This is a genomic window from Acinetobacter sp. VT 511 (genome assembly GCF_001077515.1).
Classification (GTDB): Bacteria; Pseudomonadota; Gammaproteobacteria; order Pseudomonadales; family Moraxellaceae; genus Acinetobacter; species Acinetobacter schindleri.
Genome location: NZ_LFRE01000035.1, coordinates 15,426 through 38,511, shown reverse-complemented (window position 1 = coordinate 38,511; position 23,086 = coordinate 15,426). Strand labels below are relative to the sequence as shown.

At 44.6% G+C, this 23,086-nt stretch carries 25 protein-coding genes; 13 read left to right on the top strand and 12 right to left on the bottom strand.

Annotated elements, in window-relative coordinates:
• The first annotated feature begins 122 nt into the window (after nt 1-122).
• The 10 genes from ureE to ACS72_RS02020 all read left to right on the top strand — a co-directional run bounded on the left by ureE (nt 123) and on the right by ACS72_RS02020 (nt 7,666).
• Nucleotides 123-605, top strand: coding sequence for an urease accessory protein UreE (gene ureE / locus ACS72_RS02065; RefSeq protein WP_026056813.1), 483 nt, complete (start codon nt 123-125; stop codon nt 603-605).
• Nucleotides 592-1,257 carry an urease accessory protein UreF gene (locus ACS72_RS02060; protein ID WP_048881080.1) on the top strand — a complete coding sequence of 222 codons (666 nt, stop codon included), beginning with the start codon at nt 592-594 and terminating at the stop codon, nt 1,255-1,257. Before ureE ends, ACS72_RS02060 begins: the two co-directional genes overlap by 14 nt.
• Before the next feature lie 17 nt (nt 1,258-1,274).
• Nucleotides 1,275-1,889, top strand: a complete 615-nt coding sequence (gene ureG, locus ACS72_RS02055; protein ID WP_004809476.1) for an urease accessory protein UreG — start codon at nt 1,275-1,277, stop codon at nt 1,887-1,889.
• A 30-nt stretch (nt 1,890-1,919) separates the two neighbouring features.
• Nucleotides 1,920-2,801, top strand: a complete 882-nt coding sequence (locus tag ACS72_RS02050) for an urease accessory protein UreD (protein WP_048881079.1) — start codon at nt 1,920-1,922, stop codon at nt 2,799-2,801.
• Between the two features lie 353 nt (nt 2,802-3,154).
• Complete coding sequence (ureA, locus tag ACS72_RS02045; protein WP_048881078.1) at nt 3,155-3,457, top strand: urease subunit gamma; 303 nt, start codon at nt 3,155-3,157, stop codon at nt 3,455-3,457.
• A gap of 9 nt (nt 3,458-3,466) precedes the next feature.
• Nucleotides 3,467-3,775, top strand: coding sequence for an urease subunit beta (locus ACS72_RS18595; RefSeq protein ID WP_004809471.1), 309 nt, complete (start codon nt 3,467-3,469; stop codon nt 3,773-3,775).
• 15 nt (nt 3,776-3,790) lie between these two features.
• The gene (gene ureC, locus ACS72_RS02035) at nt 3,791-5,491 is read left to right on the top strand and encodes an urease subunit alpha (protein WP_048881077.1); all 1,701 of its coding nucleotides are present in this window, start codon (nt 3,791-3,793) and stop codon (nt 5,489-5,491) included.
• 74 nt (nt 5,492-5,565) lie between these two features.
• Nucleotides 5,566-6,135 (top strand): hypothetical protein, encoded by a 570-nt coding sequence (locus tag ACS72_RS02030; RefSeq protein WP_048881076.1) that lies wholly within the window; start codon nt 5,566-5,568, stop codon nt 6,133-6,135.
• A 25-nt stretch (nt 6,136-6,160) separates the two neighbouring features.
• The gene (locus ACS72_RS18590) at nt 6,161-6,658 is read left to right on the top strand and encodes a hypothetical protein (protein ID WP_228156228.1); all 498 of its coding nucleotides are present in this window, start codon (nt 6,161-6,163) and stop codon (nt 6,656-6,658) included.
• Between the two features lie 120 nt (nt 6,659-6,778).
• Nucleotides 6,779-7,666 (top strand): DMT family transporter, encoded by an 888-nt coding sequence (locus ACS72_RS02020; protein WP_048881075.1) that lies wholly within the window; start codon nt 6,779-6,781, stop codon nt 7,664-7,666.
• Nucleotides 7,667-7,735: 69 nt separating this feature from the next.
• On the opposite strand, the gene pcaD is transcribed toward ACS72_RS02020, so the two are convergent.
• The 12 genes from pcaD to ACS72_RS01960 all read right to left on the bottom strand — a co-directional run bounded on the left by pcaD (nt 7,736) and on the right by ACS72_RS01960 (nt 18,980).
• A complete protein-coding gene (gene pcaD, locus ACS72_RS02015) occupies nt 7,736-8,515 on the bottom strand; it encodes a 3-oxoadipate enol-lactonase (protein ID WP_048881074.1) in 780 nt (259 codons plus the stop codon).
• Nucleotides 8,516-8,614: 99 nt separating this feature from the next.
• A complete protein-coding gene (pcaF, locus tag ACS72_RS02010) occupies nt 8,615-9,820 on the bottom strand; it encodes a 3-oxoadipyl-CoA thiolase (RefSeq protein WP_048881073.1) in 1,206 nt (401 codons plus the stop codon).
• A 136-nt stretch (nt 9,821-9,956) separates the two neighbouring features.
• Nucleotides 9,957-10,613, bottom strand: a complete 657-nt coding sequence (locus ACS72_RS02005; protein WP_004894963.1) for a 3-oxoacid CoA-transferase subunit B — start codon at nt 10,611-10,613, stop codon at nt 9,957-9,959.
• Nucleotides 10,614-10,632: 19 nt separating this feature from the next.
• Entirely contained in the window at nt 10,633-11,304 is a 672-nt protein-coding gene (locus ACS72_RS02000) for a 3-oxoacid CoA-transferase subunit A (protein WP_004731110.1), read from the bottom strand.
• A gap of 37 nt (nt 11,305-11,341) precedes the next feature.
• Nucleotides 11,342-12,562, bottom strand: a complete 1,221-nt coding sequence (gene benE, locus ACS72_RS01995; protein ID WP_008307346.1) for a benzoate/H(+) symporter BenE — start codon at nt 12,560-12,562, stop codon at nt 11,342-11,344.
• A 52-nt stretch (nt 12,563-12,614) separates the two neighbouring features.
• Nucleotides 12,615-13,400: a benzoate diol dehydrogenase BenD gene (gene benD / locus ACS72_RS01990; RefSeq protein ID WP_048881072.1), complete on the bottom strand. Its 786-nt coding sequence runs from the start codon at nt 13,398-13,400 to the stop codon at nt 12,615-12,617.
• A 17-nt stretch (nt 13,401-13,417) separates the two neighbouring features.
• Nucleotides 13,418-14,434, bottom strand: coding sequence for a benzoate 1,2-dioxygenase electron transfer component BenC (gene benC / locus ACS72_RS01985; RefSeq protein ID WP_048881113.1), 1,017 nt, complete (start codon nt 14,432-14,434; stop codon nt 13,418-13,420).
• Nucleotides 14,435-14,524: 90 nt separating this feature from the next.
• Nucleotides 14,525-15,016, bottom strand: a complete 492-nt coding sequence (gene benB, locus ACS72_RS01980) for a benzoate 1,2-dioxygenase small subunit (protein WP_005096959.1) — start codon at nt 15,014-15,016, stop codon at nt 14,525-14,527.
• Nucleotides 15,013-16,401, bottom strand: coding sequence for a benzoate 1,2-dioxygenase large subunit (benA, locus tag ACS72_RS01975; protein WP_048881071.1), 1,389 nt, complete (start codon nt 16,399-16,401; stop codon nt 15,013-15,015). Before benA ends, benB begins: the two co-directional genes overlap by 4 nt.
• 75 nt (nt 16,402-16,476) lie before the next feature.
• On the bottom strand, nt 16,477-17,397 hold the full coding sequence (catA, locus tag ACS72_RS01970) for a catechol 1,2-dioxygenase (protein WP_048881070.1): 921 nt from the start codon (nt 17,395-17,397) through the stop codon (nt 16,477-16,479).
• Nucleotides 17,398-17,556: 159 nt separating this feature from the next.
• Complete coding sequence (gene catC / locus ACS72_RS01965) at nt 17,557-17,847, bottom strand: muconolactone Delta-isomerase (RefSeq protein ID WP_048881069.1); 291 nt, start codon at nt 17,845-17,847, stop codon at nt 17,557-17,559.
• 23 nt (nt 17,848-17,870) lie between these two features.
• A complete protein-coding gene (locus tag ACS72_RS01960) occupies nt 17,871-18,980 on the bottom strand; it encodes a muconate/chloromuconate family cycloisomerase (protein ID WP_048881068.1) in 1,110 nt (369 codons plus the stop codon).
• 115 nt (nt 18,981-19,095) lie between these two features.
• Between ACS72_RS01960 and ACS72_RS01955 the strand changes: the two genes are divergently transcribed.
• From ACS72_RS01955 to ACS72_RS01945, 3 genes are all read left to right on the top strand, one after another.
• Nucleotides 19,096-20,007: a LysR family transcriptional regulator gene (locus tag ACS72_RS01955; protein WP_005100217.1), complete on the top strand. Its 912-nt coding sequence runs from the start codon at nt 19,096-19,098 to the stop codon at nt 20,005-20,007.
• A 228-nt stretch (nt 20,008-20,235) separates the two neighbouring features.
• Nucleotides 20,236-21,606, top strand: a complete 1,371-nt coding sequence (locus tag ACS72_RS01950) for an aromatic acid/H+ symport family MFS transporter (RefSeq protein WP_048881067.1) — start codon at nt 20,236-20,238, stop codon at nt 21,604-21,606.
• Nucleotides 21,607-21,717: 111 nt separating this feature from the next.
• Nucleotides 21,718-23,052, top strand: coding sequence for a DcaP family trimeric outer membrane transporter (locus ACS72_RS01945; RefSeq protein ID WP_171249834.1), 1,335 nt, complete (start codon nt 21,718-21,720; stop codon nt 23,050-23,052).
• Nucleotides 23,053-23,086 lie beyond the last annotated feature (34 nt).

The following is a 23,086-nucleotide window of genomic DNA, read 5'->3' as shown; positions in this document are numbered from 1 at the left end:
AGAAAATTGAATCCAATATCTTGGCACGATAAATGCTTTATTTTGATGCAATATTTTTTGTTTTTTGATCAATTGTTCCGCTTTGGAACGTGATGAATCAAATTGATGCATATAGGGCCAAGATGAAGATTTTTACCCAACGTCTGGAAGATGCCAGTCACTCTACTGATATTGAAAGCATTGAACTCAGCTTTGATACGCGTCAAAAAAGCCGTTTCCGCGCTACGCTAAAAAATGGCACCGATATTGGTGCAGACCTGCCACGTACCGGGATTTTACGTAGTGGTTCAGTCATCGCCACCGATCATGGTGAATTATTGCGTGTTAATGCCAAGCCAGAAACCTTGATGCAGGTCACTGCAGATCATGAATTTGATCTTTTAAAGGCAGCCTATCACCTGGGTAACCGTCATGTGCCACTCATGCTGACCCCAACGGCACTGTATTTTGAACCGGATCATGTACTGGCTGAAATGGTTGAAGGTTTGGGTTTACGTGTAGATACCGTACAACATCCGTTTGAACCAGAGAGCGGCGCTTATGCACAGCACCAGCATGATCACCGTTTAAGCCCAATCAAGTCATTGCATCATGTCGCACATTAAGGCTTCGCAACTACTCAGCCTGCTAACCCTGTCTTCGACGGCACTACCGGTAGGTGCTTACTGCTATTCACAAGGGGTTGAAAGCGCGATTGATACCGGCTTGATTCATGACGAAGTTTCCAGCATTGCCTACTTTAATGAAGTGCTGGAAATGCTATTGCTACGTTTCGAACTGCCAATTTTAAAACGCTTAATGCAAAGCTATGACGATGAAATCATATTTCAACATTGGGCTGAAATTTACAGGGCAAGCCGTGAAAGTAAGGAATTACTGGCAGAATCCCAGCAGCTGGCATTTTCACTAAATGCCTGGATTCGCGATGTACTCAAGCGACCAGTAAAAGTCAAAAAACAGTATGGCTACGTTCCAGTCTATGCCCAGTTATGTGGCGAATTGCATTTAGAAGTCGATGATGTCCTGACTGCTTATGCATTTGCTGTTCTGGAAAATCAGGTATTAGCCGCTGTGAAAACAGTGCCTTTGGGGCAAATGAGTGGCCAGCGGATTCTCTGGCATCTGCATGGAGAAATTCCGGCACTTATCGAGCGTGCCATTAACCTGAGTGATGATGAGATGAGTAGCGCTTTGCCGAATTACACCATGCTGAGTATGCGCCATGAAAATCAATATTCCCGTTTATTTAGATCTTAAAAATTAAAGGAAAAATTATGTCAGAACGTAGTCCATTACGCGTTGGAATCGGTGGCCCAGTGGGTTCAGGTAAAACTGCTTTAACCCTGAATTTGTGTCAGGCCTTGCGAAATAAATACAACATGGCCGTGGTCACCAATGACATTTATACCAAGGAAGATTCGAACTTCCTGACCCGTAATGAAGCGATGTCACCTGACCGTATTGTCGGTGTTGAAACTGGTGGCTGTCCCCATACTGCGATTCGTGAAGATGCCTCGATTAACCTCGCTGCAATTGATGACCTGTGTGAAAAGTTTGACGGACTGGAGCTGATCATTATTGAAAGTGGGGGAGATAACTTGGCTGCAACCTTTAGTCCTGAGCTGTCTGATCTGACTTTATATGTGATTGATGTTGCAGGTGGTGAAAAGATTCCACGTAAAGGTGGCCCGGGTATTACCAAATCGGACTTACTGATCATTAATAAAACCGACCTAGCACCGATGGTGGGTGCAAATCTGGATGTTATGGATCAAGACGCAAAACGTATGCGTGGCGAGAAACCATTTTTATTTTCCAATATGAAAACCAAAGATGGTCTTGAGCAAATTATTGAATTTATCGAAAAACAAGGTCTGTTTAAGGCTTAGGGTGGTTAGTCAGGATAAGTGCACAACGAAATGAATAGCGTGGTAGAAGCAGAACGCGGCTCAGCAGCAAAACTCTGGTTTGCACGTTTGCAACTGGGTTTCGAGGCAGATTGCAGTAATGGACGAACCATTCTGCAGCATCGCAAGCATGAGGGGCCGGTTCGTGTGCAAAAAATGCTGTGGCCTGAAAAAACCGGAGTCTGTCATGCAATTATTGTACATCCACCTGCCGGAATTGCCGGAGGAGATCACCTGAGTTTCGATATGCGCGTCGGAGCAAATGCGCACGGACTGGTGACCACACCAGGTGCAGGTAAATGGTACAAGACCAATCTGAAACAGGCCTATCAGCATATTGATATTCGTGTGGAAGAAAAGGGGATTTTTGAATGGCTGCCGCAGGAAACCATGTTATTTGATGGTGCCAATGCACATGCGTCCACCACCATTCATTTAGATCAAACTGCCAGTTTTATTGGCTGGGATATGCTGGTAATTGGCCGTCAGGCAAGATACGAGCAGTTTGAGCAGGGCGGTTATCGCAGCCGTTTTCTACTGTATCGCGGTGCAAAGCTATTGGTTGCAGATCAGCTGAAATTCTCCGGACAGGATCGCTGGTTAAACTCCTGTCTAGGTATGAATGGACATGCTGTGATGGGCAGTCTATGGGCTGTACCGCCTGAAAAATATCGTGCAAGTTTTTATTTGGATGAGCACATCGACCTGATTCGTGAACTCATCATGCGTATGGATGTGCCGGTGACATTAACGCTACTGGATGATGTGCTGACGGCGCGTTATCTCGGGGATGACGTGCGCCAGTGTCATGATGCATTTGCTGCGATTCGTGCACGACTGCGTCGTTACTGGTTTGGACTAGATGAAGAGTTTCCGAGGATTTGGCGAACGTAATCCCTCCAGACCTTTCTTTGATAAAGGGAGGAGAAAATCTCTTTTTCTCAAAGAGGGATTTAGGGAGATTAAAGAATCGTTCGACTCGTAAAAGAGAGGATCAACTATTTTTACCTTTCCTTTGTGTAGCAGTGTTACTCATCTCCTAAAAGGAGAAGGAAATTTATTTTCATTGTCCCTCCCTTTGGGAGGGAGCTAGAGGGAGGGGCTATGACAATGAAGGTTCACCTCACCCTAAGCCTCACTTGCACGTCGCTTTTAAAGCAATGCTTAAAAGCTCGTTCAGGAGAAGGAATACTGAATGAATTTGCACACATTTTGCATTAAAAATATTGAAGAAATAGGAAATAGACATGGAACTAAATCCGACTGAAAAAGACAAAATGCTGATTTTTACTGCAGGACTGGTGGCAGAGCGCCGTAAGGCACGCGGGCTAAAATTGAATTACCCGGAAGCCATTGCCTTTATTTCTGCTGCTTTACTGGAAGGTGCACGTGATGGCATGAGTGTGAGCGAGTTGATGCACTACGGTACGACTTTACTGACTCGTGATGATGTCATGGACGGCATTGCTGAAATGATTGCCGAAGTTCAGGTTGAAGCGACCTTTCCCGATGGCTCTAAGCTCGTCACTGTGCATCAACCAATTGTCTAGGAGCATCATATGATTCCAGGTGAAATTTTTACGCCAGATACTGATATTGAAATGAATGTGGGTAGACAAACCTTAAAGATGACCGTGGCTAATGCGGGTGATCGTCCGATTCAGGTGGGTTCACATTTTCACTTTGCCGAGGCCAATGATGCTTTGCAATTTGACCGCGAAAAAGCCCATGGCTATCGCTTAAATATTGCAGCAGGAACAGCCGTTCGATTTGAGCCTGGACAAAGCCGTGATATTGAATTGGTAGCTTTAGCCGGTAAGCGCGAAGTGTATGGCTTTGCAGGTCGGGTCATGGGCAAGTTGGACTAAAGGAATACTTATAAAATGAAAATGTCACGCCGCGCTTATGCGGAAATGTTTGGTCCAACAGTTGGCGATCGTGTTCGTTTAGCCGACACCGAACTGTTTATTGAAGTGGAACAAGACCTCACCACCTATGGGGAAGAGGTCAAATTTGGTGGCGGTAAAGTCATTCGTGATGGCATGGGGCAATCTCAGCTTTTAGCCGATGACGTTGCTGATACTGTGATTACCAATGCGCTGATTGTCGATTGGTGGGGTATTGTCAAAGCAGATGTTGGTTTGAAAAATGGCCGTATCTGGAAAATTGGTAAAGCAGGAAATCCTGATATTCAACCTGATATTACTATTCCATTGGGTGCTGCAACCGAAGTCATTGCAGGTGAGGGGCAGATTTTAACGGCAGGTGGTGTGGATACCCATATTCACTGGATTTGCCCGCAACAGGTGGAAACGGCACTAATGTCGGGTGTGACCACCATGATCGGCGGTGGTACAGGACCTGCGGCAGGCACATCAGCAACCACAGTCACACCAGGGCCGTGGCATATTTCGACCATGCTACAAGCCATTGACGATTTACCGATGAATATTGGTTTACTCGGTAAAGGAAATTTAAGTCAGCCTGAGCCAATAGCCGAGCAAATTAAAGCGGGTGTGGTCGGTTTAAAGCTGCATGAAGATTGGGGTTCAACGCCAGCAGCTATTGATAACTGCTTAACCGTCGCAGATCAGTATGATGTACAGGTGGCGATTCATACAGACACACTAAATGAAAGCGGCTTTCTAGAAGAAACTTTGGCAGCATTTAAAAACCGTACTATTCATACCTACCATACTGAAGGTGCTGGTGGCGGACATGCGCCTGATATTTTAAAAGCTATTGGTCAGCCAAACGTATTGCCATCTTCGACCAACCCAACCCGTCCATATACCATCAATACGATTGATGAACATTTGGATATGTTGATGGTGTGCCATCATTTAGACCCTGCAATTTCTGAAGATGTGGCATTTGCGGAAAGTCGTATTCGCCGTGAAACTATTGCAGCGGAAGACATTTTGCAGGACTTGGGGGCAATTGCGATGATGTCATCGGACTCGCAAGCAATGGGGCGTGTCGGTGAAGTCGTGATTCGCACATGGCAAACGGCACATAAAATGAAAGTGCAGCGTGGGCCTTTAGAGGGTGACAATGCCACGCATGATAATAATCGTGTAAAGCGTTATATCGCCAAATATACGATTAACCCTGCCATTACGCATGGTTTGAGTCATGAAATTGGTTCGGTGGAAGTGGGTAAACTTGCCGATTTAGTCTTATGGAAACCTGCATTTTTTGGGGTAAAACCATCCATGATAATTAAAGGTGGCATGATTGCAGCTGCGCCAATGGGCGATATTAATGCGTCTATTCCAACACCGCAGCCTGTACATTATCGTCCAATGTTCGGTGCCAATGCCCGTGGTGTGCATAACACCTGTATTACCTTCTTGTCGCAAGTGGCGATAGAGGCAGGTGTGCATGAAAAGCTCGGTCTGAAAAAGTTGATTAGTCCATGTAAAGGCACACGTGATATTCAGAAAAAAGACATGAAGTTGAATACTTACTGTCCTGTGATGGAAGTTGATCCTGAAATTTATGAAGTTCGGGCGGATGGGAAGTTGTTGACCTGTGAGCCTGCGGAAGTATTGCCAATGGCGCAGAGGTATTTCTTGTTTTGATATAAAAAGCCCCAAAAATTGGGGCTTTTAATTTATAGTTAAATTATTTACTTAAATAAAAATAAGAGGCAATTGTGGGATTTTCTTTACAAAGTAATGATTTTACTAGTGCAATCAATCGTATCCAAGCAGTAATTAGCAAAGCTATGGAATCATCTGATCCGATTCTTAAAGATTGGGCTCAAAACCTTTTGAGAGTTGATTTTGTATTTAATAATGAATCCATAGAGCAACTAGAAAATAACTTACATGAAACTAAGAAATGGAATTTATTTAATTTAGTCGACGCATATGCTGATAATAAAAATAATGATTTAGAACTATTGAAAGTAACTACGATCATTGTTTTTATTTATTTTCAAGAAGCATATTTTAGATTAGGTGAATATAGTGAAAATATAGTTTTTAATAAGTTTAAGGATAAAGTTTATGATTTAAAAAAAGAAGAATATCAAAAATATAAAATATACTTTGATTATTTAGATGAATTACCATACAGAATTTGCAAAGAGATATATAGTGATACGAGATTAAATGAAATCAGAATTTTTTTAGAGGAAAAAGATTTTTCAGAGTTCAAAAGCTTTGTCGAAACCAACACAACAACTTTTGAAATGATAAAAAAAATGGGAAGAAACTTTTGAATATAAACAAAAAATTGTTTCAGAATTGGAAAATAAACTTGAGCATAGTAAGCAAACTTATGATTTTGTCTTATTAAATAAAGGTTTTAAGGAGCTTTATGAACAGAAAAAATTAGAGTTAAAAGAAAGAAGAGAAGGTTATTCGCAATTTGGAGCTACCCTAGTATGTGTGCCATTAGCTGTAATTATTGCAATCATTATTTTAATTTTGACAGGCTACGAAGCTAAATTAGCATCAATGTGGTTTTTAGCAATACCAATTACGACATTAATATTGTTTCTGTTTTATTTTACTCGAGTAGGATTGCAACATGTGCGTTCCGTCCAATCCCAAATGATGCAGCTTGAGCTTCGAATGGCTCTTTGTCAGTTTATTCATAACTATGCTGACGATTCAGAAAAATTACATAAGAAAATGCAGCAGGTTTTGAGAAGTTTGAAAATATCATCTTCTCACCATTGGTATCTTCTGATGACAAAATCCCAACGACATTTGATGGCATGGAACAACTTGCCAAATTAGTGAGTGAATTTAGAAGGTAATCCAAACTTTCTGCTATCAACTTCAAACCCTTTTTTAATTAGTCATCTCATCTGCAAAGGCTTAAAATTATTTCACTTTTAACCTAACAGCAGATGAGACATGGCAATCAGTTGGATCTTCTTTACCTTAATAGCTGCATTCATGCAGGCATGGCGTAATGCATTTCAAAAACAACTGAGTTCAACTGTCGACGTTTGGGGTGTAACGCTTGCGCGTTTCTTGTTTGGTTTTCCACTTGCATTTATCTATATCCAACTGCTGTACCATTTTTACCCAGTCATAGAAGTAGTTCATTTTACTGCAAAGTATTGGATATATATTTTCATTGCAGGAGTGAGCCAAATTCTTGCCACTGTACTGATGGTGCAACTGTTTAAACAAAAAAATTATGCAATTGGTGTCGGACTTGCCAAGAGTGAAGCCATCTTAGCCGCGATTATTGGCGTAGCTTTTCTATCAGATCACTTATCGCTCTTAGCTTGGATTGGCGTACTCATTGGCGGTTATGCAGTATTTTTACTAAGTAAAGGCAACCAACTGAGTGGACTTTCTGCTAAAACGTTGATGATCGGGGTAGGTAGTGGGCTTTGTTTTGCCATTACATCCCTTTTAGTTCGAGAAGCTAGTCTAGAACTAACTAATTTGCCTGTATTACACCGTGCATCTTGGGTATTAATTTCAGTCATTGGCTTCCAATGCATCAGCATGCTCATTTATTTAAGCCTATTTAGCCGTAAAACACTCGTTGCTATGCGTGAACGTATGAGACTGACTATGAAAGTAGGCTTTTGTAGTTTCACAGCATCCCTTGGCTGGTTTACTGCCATGAGCATGATGAGTGTGCCGGTAGTGAAAACCTTAGGTCAGATCGAGATTTTATTTAGTATGCTGATCTCGGCGTATTTCTTTAAAGATAAACTGGCCAAGGCTGAACATTGGGGACTGGTGCTGGTGGTGATTGCGGCAATTTTAGTGATTTGGGCTTAATTCTTATTTAATTTGATCCAGAAAAAAGCCACTGACTAACAGTGGCTTTTCTATTATTACAATGTGCTTTTAAGCTGCAATAAATTTTTGCACCGCCTGATTAAAGGCTTCAGGTTGTTCGATATTTGAAATATGCGATGCATTGATTTCAAATAGTTGGCTGTTGGCAATACGATCTACCATATACTGACCATCAGCCACAGTCGTTACAGGGTCTTGCTGACCTGCAACCACTAAAACTGGCACAGTAATGTCTTTCAGTTGTTCGCGTACATCCGCTTTAGCCAAAGCTTCACAACAGTTTGCATAACCTTCCGGGCTGCCAGCTCCAAGGTCGTTTTGAAGGTTATTCACCACTGTTGCGTTGCTTTGAATAAAGGGTTCAGTAAACCAGCGTGATGCTGCAGTAGACGCAATCGGTTGTAAACCTTGTTCACGAACCAGTGCAGCACGGTCATTCCAGGCCTGTTCCTGACCGATTTTTGCTGCGGTATTGCATACCACCACCTGATTAAAGCGTTCTGGACGGTTAATCGCCAACCATTGACCTGTCAAACCGCCCATTGAAATACCGCAGAAAGCTGCTTTTTCAATGTTTAAATGATCAAGCAGATTCACCACATCTTGACCAAGTTGATCAATGCTATACGGACCTTGCGGTGCAGAGGAAGCCCCATGACCACGGGTGTCATAGCAGATGACAAAATAATCTTTCTGGAAAAAATCAATTTGTGGCTGCCACATTTTGAAGTTTGTACCCAGTGAATTTGAGAAAACCAGTGCAGGTTTTGCAGCATCACCAAAAGTCTGGTAACTAATTTGTGCATTATTTGATGTAAATGTTGGCATTTTTAAATCCTTAATCTTACAAATCCCCCTAAATCCCCCTGAGCAAGGCTTAAGCACTGCGTTAAGCTGAAGCGCAAGAAGGGGGACTTTGAATGAGGATTAAACACGTTCAATAATCAAAGCGATGCCTTGACCGACACCAATACACATCGAACATAGCGCATATTGACCACCGGTTTGTTCAAGCTGGTTCAGTGCTGTAGTTACAAGACGCGCACCTGAAGCACCGAGTGGGTGACCCAATGCAATCGCACCGCCATTTGGATTGACTTTCTCTGAACCATCTTCGATACCCAAGTCACGTGTACATGCCAACGCCTGAGCAGCAAAAGCTTCATTCAGCTCGATCACATCCATCTGCTCTAAAGTCAGACCAGTTTGCGCCAATAGTTTCTTGATGGCAGGTGCTGGACCAAAGCCCATGATACGTGGTTCAACACCAACGACGGTTGAACCAATAATTCTGGCACGTGGTTTTAAGCCATGCTGAGCAACCGCTTCATCAGATGCGATTAAAAGAGCAGCTGCACCATCGTTAATCCCGGAAGCATTACCTGCCGTTATTGTACCGTCTGCTTTCACCACTGGTTTCAGTTTTGCCAGAGCTTCTGCTGTGGTTGAAGCACGTGGATGTTCATCGGTATCGACAACGATCGGTTCGCCTTTACGCTGCGGAATCACCACAGGTACGATTTCATTCTTAAAGAAACCATTGGACTGCGCTGCTGCGGTACGTTGCTGGCTGGTCAGGGTAAACTTGTCCTGATCTTCACGATTGATATTGAACTGTTCTGCCAGATTTTCAGCAGTTTGCGGCATGGTTTCTACGCCGTACATTTCTTTGAGTTTCGGATTGATAAAACGCCAGCCCATGGTGGTGTCTTCGATCTTCTGGCTACGGCCATACGCCGTTTCTGACTTGCCCATCACGAATGGGGCACGCGACATGCTTTCTACACCACCGGCAATAATCAGATTAGCTTCACCCGCTTTAATCGCACGTGCTGCCATCGCAACTGCATCCATCGATGAACCACACAGGCGGTTCACGGTCGTTGCCGGCACCTGATAAGGCAGGCCTGCAAGCAGAGAAGACATACGACCGACGTTACGGTTGTCTTCACCGGCCTGATTGGCACAGCCATAGATCACGTCATCGACCTGTTCCCAGTTCACACTTGGATTGCGCTCCATCAACGCTTTAATTGGCAGCGCACCTAAGTCATCTGCACGGACAGGCGCGAGGCCACCGGCATAACGACCGAATGGAGTACGGATGGCATCGATAATATATGCGTTTTTCATTGTGTATTTGCTCACATATTTAAAAGAAGAAAACTCCTCCCTTTTTAAAGGGAGGTTGGGAGGGATTTAATGAAGTAATTTTATTCTTCAAAAAATCCTCCCTAAATCCCTCCTTTAATAAAGGAGGGACTTCCCCTTAATTTGATTGAGTCGCATCAATCAGTTTGGCACCAGTTAATGACTGCAATTCTTCAAATGACAGACCTTCGACTTTCTCAATCACTTTCATGCCTTCAGGGGTGACATCAATCACGCACAGGTCGGTATAAATACGGTCGACACATTTCAGGCCTGTAGCCGGATAGGAAAGCTCAGCCACAATTTTTGGCTCTCCTTTTTTGGTCACGTGATCTGTGGTAATAAAGACTTTCTTGGCACCCACAGCCAGATCCATCGCACCGCCGACTGCTGGAATTGCATCTGGAGCACCAGTATGCCAGTTGGCCAGATCGCCATTTTCAGCGACCTGGAATGCACCCAGTACAGCGATGTCTAAGTGACCGCCACGCATCATTGCGAAAGAATCGCCGTGATGGAAGAAAGAACCGCCTTCAAGTAAGGTCACGAATTCTTTACCAGCATTAATCAGTTCAGGATCGCGGTCTTCTTCAGCAGGAGGAGGACCGAAAGCCAGCAGGCCATTTTCAGAATGCAGGAAGACATCTTTATCGCTTGGCAGGTAGCTGGAAATCTTGGTCGGTAAACCAATACCGAGGTTCACATAAGCGCCATCAGGAATATCTTGTGCCACACGTTCAGCGATCTGGTCACGGGTCAGTTTGCTATAGCTCATTATTTATCTCCGATGCCAATTATTGTGCAGGTTTAACTTGAACAACGTGTTGAACAAAAATTCCCGGGGTGATGATGTGCTCTGGATCCAGTGCACCGAGTTCAACCACTTCAGAAACTTGAGCGATGGTCACATCTGCTGCCATGGCCATGATCGGGCCGAAGTTACGCGCAGATTTACGGTACACCAGATTGCCCCAACGATCGCCTTTAGAAGCTTTAATCAGGGCAAAGTCAGCTTTAATTGGATTTTCTAAAACGTAGTCTTTGCCTTCATAGTTCATGGTCGGTTTGCCTTCTGCCAGCAAAGTACCAAAACCGGTAGGGGTATAGATTGGACCTAAGCCCATACCTGCTGCCTGAATACGGCAAGCCAGATTACCTTGCGGCACCAGTTCCAGTTCGATCTTGCCTGCACGATAGAGTTCGTCAAATACCCAGGAATCTGACTGACGCGGGAAAGAACAGATAATTTTACGCACAGCGCCCGCTTTAAGCAGTTTCGCCAGACCATAATCGCCATTACCGGCATTATTGTTGACAATAATCAGGTCTTTAATACCCAATTCGATCAGACCATCAATCAGTTCAGCAGGCTGACCCGCTGTACCGAAACCACCGATCATAATGGTAGAACCGTCCTTGATCTGGGAGAGTGCTTCTTTCAATGATAATGAACTTTTATCTATCATAATCTGGTCCTTACATATCCTAAACTGATGGATGTCTTTAAACTCGTTTTGAATCTGATGCTGTAACCGGAACTGCGTTACGGTTTTTCTGTGACAGCAGAAAATGTGCTACCAGGCCAATGCAAATTCCCCAAAAGACTGAACTCAGTCCCAAGAAATGCATGCCGGAAGCAGTCGCTAAAAAGGTGATCAGTGCTGCATCACGTTGCGACTCTTTGCCCATGGCCACGGAAATGTTGGTGGCAATCGCACCCAGTAATGCCAGTCCTGCCAAAGCGGCAATTAATTCCTTAGGCATCAGGCTAAATAGCATGACAATGCTGCCGGCGAATAAACCGCCTAAAATGTAGAACAGACCATTGGCAATCCCGGCGATATAGCGCTTTTCTTTCAGTTCATGTGCGTCTTTGCCCATGCACAGCGCAGCGGTAATCGAGGCCAGTACAATGGTGATCCCGCCAACGCATGCTACCGCCAGCGAAGCGATACTGGTGGTGGTAATAATGGGTTTAGCTGGCGTGTCGTAGCCACTGAGCTTTAAAATGGCCATCCCCGGTAGAAACTGACCAGACAGGCTGACTAAAATCAGCGGTAAGGCCAGGTTAAGGGTCGAGTTCCAGGTCCATTCCGGCGCAATAAATTGCGGAATCGCCAGACTGAAATCTGCCGTGACCGGGTTAATCTTGCCCAGGAGCATGCTTAAAACCACACCAGCAACCAGCACCCAGACCATGGCATAGCGTGGACTGAAACGCTTGGCCAGTAAAAATACCGCCAGCATGCCAAAGACGATATAGGGCATGGTATCGGTCGCGGTAAACAACCCTAAACCAAACTGCAGTAAAATCCCCGCCATCATCCCGGCAGCCACTTCCTGAGGAATCCAGGACAGCAATTTGTCGAAATAACCGGTGATCCCAATGAAAAAAATCACCACAGCAGAGGTGATATAGGCAGCAACCGCTTCATTGAGCGAAATATCGGGAAACAGCGTGACTAATAAAGCCGTTCCGGGTGCCGACCAGGCGGTGACCACCGGAACTTTGAATTTAATTGAAAGGAAGATACCGGCAACGGCTGCGCCAATAGAAATGCCCCAAATCCATGAAATCATCATGGCATTGGACACTTGAGCCTGTTGGGCTGCCTGGAAGAAGATGATTAAAGGACCGGCATAGGAAATCAGTACAGCTAAAAATCCTGCAACTGTGGCTGATAGGGACCAGTCTTTTCTTAAGGTATCTAACAGGTGACTCATTATTTGCCTCCGTGCAAGTCTGGCAATGCTCCTGTAAAAAAAGATGATCAGGCTAACCCTGATCACCACCGCCGACAGGAACAACTGTACCTGTCACATATGACGCATCGTCAGATGCCAGGAATAAAATGGCATTGACTTGTTCTTGAATGGTGCCGTAACGGCCGAGGAAGGTACGATCAATGGTTTGATCAACCACTTCCTGCATCCATACCTGTTCTTGTTCAGACAATGGGGCCGTGTTACGTGGCACTTTACGTGGTGGCGCTTCAGTTCCACCGGTTGCCACGGCATTAACACGAATACCATCTTTCGCATGTGCAAAAGCCAGCGATTTGGTCAGGGCATTGATGCCGCCTTTAGAGGCTGAGTAAGGAATACGGTTAATACCACAGGTGGCAATAGATGAAACGTTTACAATGGTGCCTTTCTGGTTTTTCAGCATTTCCGGCAATACTGCGCGGCAGCACCACATGGTCGGGAACAGTGAACGGTTCACTTCCTTGATAATTTCTTCTTCAGAAAATTTCTGGAAAGGTTTCATCCAGATGGCACCGCCGACGTTGTTGATTAAGATATCAACGCGGCCGTAAGTGTCGATGGCTTTGGCAACCACTGACTGCGCGCCAGCATAGGTTTCCAGGTCAGCATTAATGGTAACAGCATCACCACCAGCGGCCTGAATCTCTGCCAGCACTTCCGCGACATATTCAGAACGGTCGGCCATGACCACTTGGGCGCCTTCGGCTGCCACTTGCAGGGCAACCCCGCGACCGATGCCTTGGGCAGCACCAGTCACAATCACCACTTTATTTAAAAATCTTTGACGATCAGACATTGCGGGATTACTCGATTTTAGTTAGCAGAGAATTTTTCGAACAGGAAGTTGGCCGGTTTTACACCTTCACCATCTAACCAGCCGCGTACCGCTTCAACCATTGGTACTGGACCACACAGGTACACATCAACATCGCCGCCATTGAGCCATTCGTTGTCGATATGACCAGTCACATAGCCTTTACGCTCATGTGCAGATTCTGGATTCGCTACAACAGTGCGGTATTCGAACCATGGGAATTTGGCTTGCAGTTCGTTCAGTTTTTCTAGCGCAACCAGGTCAAAGTCATTGGTTACACCAAACACCAGACGCACTGGCTGATCTGAACCTTTTTCTTCTAGCACTTGCAGCATTGACATGAACGGGGCAATACCTGTACCACCCGCAAGCATCAATACCGGACGCACTACGTTACGTAAGTAGAAGCTACCAAATGGACCGGTAAAGGTCATTTTGTCGCCAGCTTTGGCATTTTTGCTTAAGAATTCACTCATTTTGCCGTTTGGTACGTTACGTACTACGAAACCGGTTAAACGGTTGCCCGGTTTAGAGCTGAATGAGTAAGAACGGGTTTCAGCTGTTCCTGGAATACCGACATTGACATACTGACCGGCCAGGAAGTGGATATCAGGCTGACCTTCGTCAAGCTGGATATCAAAGGTAATGGTTGAGTCAGACAGGCTCTCAACGCGAGATAAAGTACCTTCGAACGCGTGAATTTCAGTTTTACATACATCTGAAGATGCCTGAATCTGGAACACCGCATCTGAAGTCGGGCGGCATTGGCAGGCAAGGATATAACCTTCTTCTGCTTCTTCAGGTGTTAATGCATCTTCAATATAGGTTTCTTCAGGCATGTCAAATGAACCTGATTCACAAAACGCACGACACGTTCCACAAGCACCATCACGGCAGTCCAAAGGAATATTGATCTTTTGACGGTAAGCTGCGTCTGACAGGGTTTCTCCGTCAGAAACAGAAATAAAACGTGTAACGCCATCTTCAAATTGAAGTGCAACATTGTGGTTTGACATGGCTGAATATCCTATATAAATCTTTGTAACTGAGCCTTTCAGCCAATTTTCCATCTGACCGAAAGGCATAACCTGGCTGTATAAACAGTCTTAGAGGTGATAAATGTCGATAACCTGGTTGATGTAATCGTTTTTCAGTACCACGTATTTGCTTAAAATTTGTGGTTTATCGCCTGAGAAATCAATTTCATAACGAGACATACCGAAGTAGCTGTAACTTGTTTTGTAACGGAAGCTCAAAGTATTCCAGTTAAAACGTACAGTCACTTTGTCGCCATCACGTTCAACAATTTCAATATTGCTAAGGTTATGGCAGGTACGTGTATCCGGCATGGTTGCAGATGAACGTTCAGTCTTGATCCGGAACACGCGGTCTTCTAAACCTTGACGGTCTGGATAGTAAATCAATGAGATTTCAGACTGTGGATCTGTGGTCAGTTTGTCATCATCATCCCAAGCTGGCATCCAGAAAGACGCAGTAGGGGCATAACAAGTTAGCCAGTCATCCCATTGTTCATCATCTAAAAAGCGGGCTTCTTGATACAGGAACTGAGCAATATTTTCTAAAGTGATGTCGCTCATGCGTTTTCTCCTTCAGTTGATGCTGCAATTTCTTTCTCAGTCGCAATACCTTTTTTGATCAATTCTAACCAGTACTGGTGCTGAGCCAGGTATAGACCTTCATCTTCAGTTTTAATACCAGACAGTTTTGGTTTTAAACCAATTTCGTTGGCTGCATCGTCCGGGCCTTGGATCCAGTGTTTAGAACCGCGACACATATCGTTCCACTCAAGCGCGATACCTGCGTAACCAGCCTGACATGCACGGAATTCTTCAAGATCGTCTGGGGTTGCCATGCCTGATGCGTTAAAGAAGTCTTCATACTGACGGATACGACGTGTACGTGCTTCCGGCTCTTCACCTACAGGTGCGATACAGTAGATCGTCACTTCAGTCTTATCGACAGAAATTGGACGTAACACACGGATTTGTGAACCGAACTGATCCATGAAATATACGTTTGGATAGATACACAGGTTACGTGAACGTTCGATCATCCACTTCGCCATTGCTTCACCGTATTGTTCGGTATATTCATCTTTCTTGGCAAAGTTAGGACGGTCTTCCGGGTTAGCCCATTGCGTCCAAAGCAGCATGTGACCATGTTCAAAGCCGTAAGAACCACCGCCTTGTTTGCCCCATGAACCTGCACTCATGGCACGAATATTGTCGCCCGCTTGTTTTTCTTTACGTTGCTGAGTGGTTGCAGCGTAGTTCCAGTGTACTGCAGACACGTGGTAACCATCGGCACCATTTTCAGCAGTCAACTTCCAGTTACCTTCATAGGTATAAGTCGAAGAACCACGTAAAACTTCCAGACCTTGCTCAGATTGACCCACGATCATGTCAATGATTTTGGTCGCTTCGCCCAGGTATTCTTCCAGAGAAGGAACATCCGGATTCAAGCTGCCGAACAGGAAGCCTTTATAGCTTTCAAAACGGGCAACTTTTTTCAAGTCATGCGAACCGTCTTTGTTAAAGCAATCTGAATAACCTGCTTCAGCCGGGTCTTTTACTTTTAATAACTTACCTGAGTTATTAAACGTCCAGCCATGGAATGGGCAGGTGTAAGTTGCTTTGTTGCCTTTCTTGTTACGGCATAATTGTGCACCGCGATGCGAACAGGCATTGATCATGGCATTCAGTTCACCTTGACGGTTACGCGCAATGATGATTGGCTGACGGCCAATATAGGTCGTATAGAAATCGTTGTTGTTTGGAATCTGGCTTTCATGTGCCAGATAAACCCAGTTGCCTTCAAAGATGTATTTCATCTCCAGGTCAAACAGGGCTTGGTCTGTGAATACAGAACGGTGAAGTTTAAATTCACCAGATTCAAAATCGTCAACTAGAAGATCATCAATACGATCAAGATGACTGGTGTTAATTACAGGAATACGAGGCATGTCCGTTCTCCGACTTTCCAAGGAGGGGAAGTCATCGGGATGAATCTAATGATTACACCCCGAATCCATTTTGCATTAAGCGCTTGCGCGGCGACGATCAACTTCAGTAGAAGGTGCGTCTGCTTTTTCTTTCACAAGTTCAATATCAAATTGAATATGTTTGAAAGGACCTTTCAAACCACGTTTTGCAATTTCAGCTTCATCAGTGACATCAACCGCAGTTGCAACCAGGCCTTCACGAGTCGCGAATGCAAAGTCATCCCACAGGTACTGGTCGCCTTCAATATTGAATTGAGTTGTCAGCTTGCGGTAACCCGGTGCAGAAACGAAGTAATGCACGTGTGATGGACGGTTACCGTGACGGCCTAATTTGTCCAGTACGAATTGAGTCGTGCCTTCTGGAGGACAGCCATAACCTACTGGCATAGTGGTTAAAGCCACATATTTACCATCCTGGTCGCTGAAAATAGAACGGCGCAGGTTAAAGTCAGACTGTGACTTGTCAAAGAAGGAGTAGTTACCCAGACTGTTGGCATGCCAAACTTCAACTTTGGCACCTTCAATGATATTGCCGTCAGTATCTTTAACTGTACCTTCAATGATCAGTGTCGGAATTTTGCCTTCTTCAGAGCCATCATCCATACGGGCAAAGCCGACAGATTCAGGAGCACCCGCCACATATAACGGACCTTCAATTGTACGTGGCGTACCGCCCGTAATACCTGCTTTAGCATCTGCTTCATCAGCACGTAAGTCTAAGTAGTGTTCCAGACCCAAGCCTGCAGCCAGTAGGCCCAATTCATTGGCTTGACCGGCATCGGTAAAGTATTCCAGACCTTTCCAGAGTTCTGACTGAGAAATATCAAGATCTTCGATCGCTTGGAAAAGGTCGCCCAATAAACGCACAACAACTTGTTGTACACGTTCATCTACAGGACCTGTCGCTGTATCAACGTTCATTTGCTTAACTAATGCATCAATTTCTTGGCGATTCATACTATTGCTCCTAAAGTATGTCTTTCATCTTTTAGTGGCGCACTTTTTTAGCTTTCATTGGCTGGCTAAATCTTGCTGGCCACAATCCTTGTTGAATTACCCTCTGGTATTGCTTGCTGGGAAGGGAATAATGTTATTCCCATTTCCCAAAACTCTTACTTAACTGTCGTCATCTCGAACTGAAGATGGGTGACGATTTAATGCCATTACTTCAATGTTCATATAAGGATAGAGTGGCAAGCCCTGTAACAGGTTGTGCAACTCTTCATTGCTTTCAACATCAAAAATACTGATGTTTGAGTACTGGCCTGTGATGCGCCAGATATGGCGCCATTTACCTTGGCGCTGTAAATCCTGTGAATAGGCTTTTTCAACAGCCTTGATTTCGTTGGCCTTCTCGGCAGGCATATCCAGCGGGATATTTACATCCATACGTACATGAAACAGCATGTCTCACTCCTCAATCTAATTGCTTATTTACGGCGCAAATTGTCGATCTTGTCTTCATCCAGCTGAATACCCAGCCCGGCACCTTGCGGCAGATGCAGCTCAAAATTCTGGTATTGCAGTGGTGTTTTTAGAATTTCTTCCGTCAGCAGTAGTGGGCCGAACAGTTCAGTACCATAGGCCAGATTCTCAAAGGTCGAGAACAGGTGAGCGGATGCAATTGTTCCTACTGAACCTTCCAGCATGGTGCCACCATACAGGTCAATCCCTGCAAGGTTAGCCACTGTTGCGACATCACGGCCTTCCAGTAAGCCACCTGATTGCGCCACTTTAACTGCAAATACAGAAGCTGCATTAGTACGAGCCAGCTTATAGGCAGTGCTTGGCCCCATCAGTGATTCATCGGCCATAATGGCAATATCAAAGCGACGGGTCAGACGTTGCATGGCATCAATATTGTCAATAGCACAAGGCTGTTCAATCAGGTCAACGCCACCTTCCTGTAGTAGAGTAATGCCCTTAATCGCATCTAGCTCTGACCAGGCACGGTTTACATCTACACGAATAGAAACGTCATTGCCTAAGGCTTTTTTAATTGCCAGAACATGTTCAACATCTGCTTCTACTGGACGTGAACCGATTTTTAGCTTGAAGAAGTTATGGCGTTTTGCAGCCAGCATCTTTTGTGCTTCAGCAATGTCTTTTTCAGTATCACCAGAAGCCAGTACCCAGAGGACCGGTACGCCATCACGTAAACGACCGCCTAGAAGTTCAGAAAGTGGTAAACCTAAACGCTGCGCCTGAATATCCAGCAGGGCAGTTTGAATGGCACATTTCGCAAAACGGTTGCCGTTAATATTCTTTTTCAGGGCGCGCATGGTTTGTGCAAAGTTCAAACCTGCCAATGTTTTTAGTAAAGGTGCGAAGTAAGTATCAATATTGGTTTTTACGCTTTCTGGGCTTTCTTCACCGTAGCCTAATCCACCAATTGTGGTTGCTTCGCCCCAGCCCACAAAACCATCGTCTGTGGAGATCTTTACCAATACCAGGGTTTGCGTCTGCATTGTCGCCACCGCCATTTTGTGTGGACGAATGGTCGGAATCTCGACAAGCATGGTTTCAATGGATTTATACATAATTACGCTTCACATTCTTGCTTTAATGTTTTGACTTGATATACCTTAAAAGAATAATTTTGATTGGTCTAAGATCGATTTAGCATTTTTTTATACTTTAAAGGTATGCAGGAATATGGAACTCAGGCATTTGCGTTACTTCGTTGCAGTCGTCGAAGAACAAAGTTTTACCAAGGCGGCAGAAAAACTGTTTATTGCTCAACCACCTTTAAGCAGACAAATACAAAATCTGGAACAGGAACTGGATATTCAGCTCTTTGAAAGAGGTAGTCGACCGCTTAAGACCACAGAAGCAGGTCAATTCTTCTACCAGCATGCGGTTAAACTTTTGTCTAATGCGGAAGAAATCAAATCGATGACCAAGCGGATTGGTATCGCGGATCGCACTATTAGCATTGGTTTTGTTGGCTCTTTATTATTCGGTTTACTGTCGCGTATTGTGTTTCTATTTAAGCAGCAACATCCCCAGCTCAAAATTGAGATGGTAGAAATGAATACTTCAGAGCAGATTCAGGCACTTAAAGAAGGGCGGATTGATGTCGGTTTTGGACGTTTAAGGATTTCAGATCCGGCAGTGAAACGGGTGTTGCTGCGTGAAGAACGGCTGATGGTCGCGGCACATTCCAGCCATTTTCTTTCTCAACGAGATGGCGTGAATCTGGCTGAACTGGTGGATCAGCCACTCTTTTTATATCCGAATAATGGTAAAGCGAATTTCTCTACCCAGGTGCGCGGTATATTTTCCGAGTATGGACTGGAACCGAAAAATATTCGTGCAGTCAGTGAATTGCAACTGGCGCTGGGTTTTGTGGCTGCTGGAGAGGGTGTTTGTATCGTGCCGGAAAGTGCCCAGAATATTCGTCTGGCACATTTAAACTTTATCCCTTTATTAGATGAATTTGCGGTCAGTCCGGTTTTTATGGCTATTCGTAATATGGATGAAAGTGAATATATTCGATATCTGTTTGATGCGGTCTATCAGGTCTATGATCTTGAAGCGATTAAATATGATCGTGCTGTATTTTAATTCAGATCAATACCTGTCTGGATCTTATAGGGAATAAAGCGAATCCATATTTTAATATTGAATGAAGGTTTTATTTTTGGATGAATATCATTAAGGCATAGTAAATAAAGCCTTTTCTTTAAGGCAGACTTTATAGGTATAGAAGCATGCCTATTCAGTTTTGGACATTTATGCACATCTTCTGCATTGTGAATCTCATAAATTGAACTTCACAATTAGGAGGTGGAGATGTCTACAAATAAAGTGAATATAAATACGCTGATTGATGAAGCAAAGTTCACGCCTTTTCACTGGGGCGTACTTCTATGGTGTTTATTAATTATTATCTTCGACGGCTATGACCTGGTTATTTACGGGGTGGCTTTACCACTATTGATGCAGGAGTGGTCACTTGGTGCGGTAGAGGCAGGGCTATTGGCCAGTACCGCGCTGTTCGGGATGATGTTCGGTGCCATGAGTTTCGGAACGCTCTCCGATAAACTGGGCCGAAAAAAGACCATTATGATCTGTGTGGCCATTTTCAGTGGCTTTACCTTCCTGGGCGCTTTTGCCAGTAACCCGATTGAATTTGGTATTTTACGTTTCCTTGCCGGTTTAGGCATTGGCGGCGTGATGCCAAACGTGGTGGCACTGATGACCGAATACGCGCCAAAACGGATTCGGAGTACTCTGGTTGCCGTGATGTTCAGTGGCTATGCCATTGGCGGGATGACCTCTGCCTTGTTAGGTGCATGGCTGGTGGCAGATTATGGCTGGAAAATCATGTTCTATTTAGCAGGTACACCATTATTGCTGTTACCACTGCTGTGGAAATTCTTACCAGAATCCCTGATGTTCCTCACCAAAAAAGGTGAAACAGAACAGGTCCGCACCTTTGTACAGAAAATTGCTCCAGAACAGAATATTGCGCCAAATACCCAGTTTGTGCTGAATGAAGTGATGGCCGGTGATGAAGCTCCATTACGCGCACTGTTCCAGCAAGGCCGTACTTTCAGTACCTTCATGTTCTGGGTTGCGTTCTTCATGTGCCTGTTAATGGTTTATGCATTAGGCAGCTGGTTACCAAAACTGATGATTCAGGCCGGTTATTCACTCGGTGCAAGTATGCTGTTCCTGTTCGCGCTGAATATTGGCGGTATGGTCGGTGCAATTGGTGGGGGTTATCTGGCTGATAAATTCCATATCAAAAAAGTGCTGACCATTATGTTCCTGTGTGGTGCATCTGCCTTAATTCTGCTTGGTTTTAACAGCCCGCAGTTTGTACTTTATACCCTGATTGCAATCGCTGGTGCTGCAACGATCGGTTCACAGATCTTGTTATATACCTTTGTTGCACAATATTACCCATCTACTGTGCGTTCTACCGGAATGGGTTGGGCATCGGGAATTGGTCGTATTGGTGCCATCGTTGGACCCGTTTTGACAGGTGCATTGCTGACGATGGAACTGCCACACCAAATGAACTTCTTTGCCATCGCAATTCCGGGCGTGATTGCAGCGCTGGCCATTTTTCTAGTGAACCTGAGAGCTTCTGTAGATGGTGAGGTCCTTGAAACCTCTGAATCGAGCGAAGCCATACTTGCCAAAGAAGCGAATTAATAAAGAAAATATCAGTTAATAAAGTAAATATTTCAATGGAATAGGTCACCATCATAAGTGGTGGTGACCGGTTACTGGAATTAAATTGCACAATAAAAAAGCGAGTTTAGGATGAACATGTCGCAATCCACTAATCAACGATCAATCAATAATTCAACCTTCAAACGTAAAGTTTTGATGAGCATGATGGCAATAAGTATAGGCGGTATCAGCCTGTCAGCTATAGCGCAAAGCACAGCTCAATCCAGTCAGGATGAAATCGAGCAGTTACGTCAGGAAGTCAAAGCCTTGCGTGCCATGATTGAACAGCAGCAGTCTCGACAAGTTACATATACAGCACAGGCAACAACACCGGCAGCTATAGCACCAGCAGCCAAACCGGTCATGAAACTTGCTAGTGGTGCTGAATTCAATCTTTACGGAAATGTCCGTGCCGATGCCTCTTATCAGGCTGAAGGCGGTGCAGCTACACGTATGTATAACCAGATTAATGCTGTTCCACTTGAAGGTGTAGGCGAGCGCAGTGATGAGTTTAAATCGACACTTTCTGCAACCCGTCTAGGGATGGACTTTAAAGCTCCTGTAGGTGCTGGGGACAAAGCCCTGAGTGCTAAAGTTGAAGTAGATTTCCTGGGTGGCGCAGGTCTGGATAATTTACGTATCCGTCATGCTTATATGAGTTATGCCAACTGGCTAATTGGTCAGACCTGGTCAAACTTTGCTATACCGGATTATATGCCAGAAACTGTAGATGCTTTGGCTTATGCAGGTGGTGCAGTAAAGCGTACGCCTCAGGTTCGTCATACTAGTACCTTTAGTCCTGCTACCAATCTGGTCCTTGCAGTAGAAGATCCAAAAGATGGCACCATTACTGGAATCAAACAGCGTTTGCCTGCCTTAACCGCGCGCCTAAACCATAAGTTTGCAGATAATCTTTCCGTCAGTGCCCGTGCCATGGGGAATGAAAAGCGTGTAAATGAAGATGAAAAAATGGCATGGGGTGTAGGTCTGAGTGCAAAATATGAAGTTGTACCGGGTACTACTTTAAAAGCCGACTATTATCATGTGAAGGGCGATAGCAGCTTTGTGTCTTATGCTAATCCTGGTGTAGTTAGAGCGACGAACGGGGATCTTTTACAGAGTGAGTTCGACTCGATTACTGTCGGTTTAACCCAGCAGTTTAATGACAAGTTACGTGGTACCTTGGGCTATGGTTATATGAATTTCGAGCAAGATAATGGATATGTTACTGCTACCGTGAATCCAACAGCAATTAACAAGGATCTTTGGCAAGCCTGGGCAAACGTGTTCTATAGTCCGACCAAACCTTTAAGTTTTGGCCTGGAATATGTCTATGGTGAACGTGAAGCATTAGGTGCAGCCACGAATGGCAGTAATAAAGGTGAAGACAACAGGATTAACGCGGTTGCAATCTATAGCTTCTAATATTTCTCGGATTACATTTTGAAAAGCGTGAACC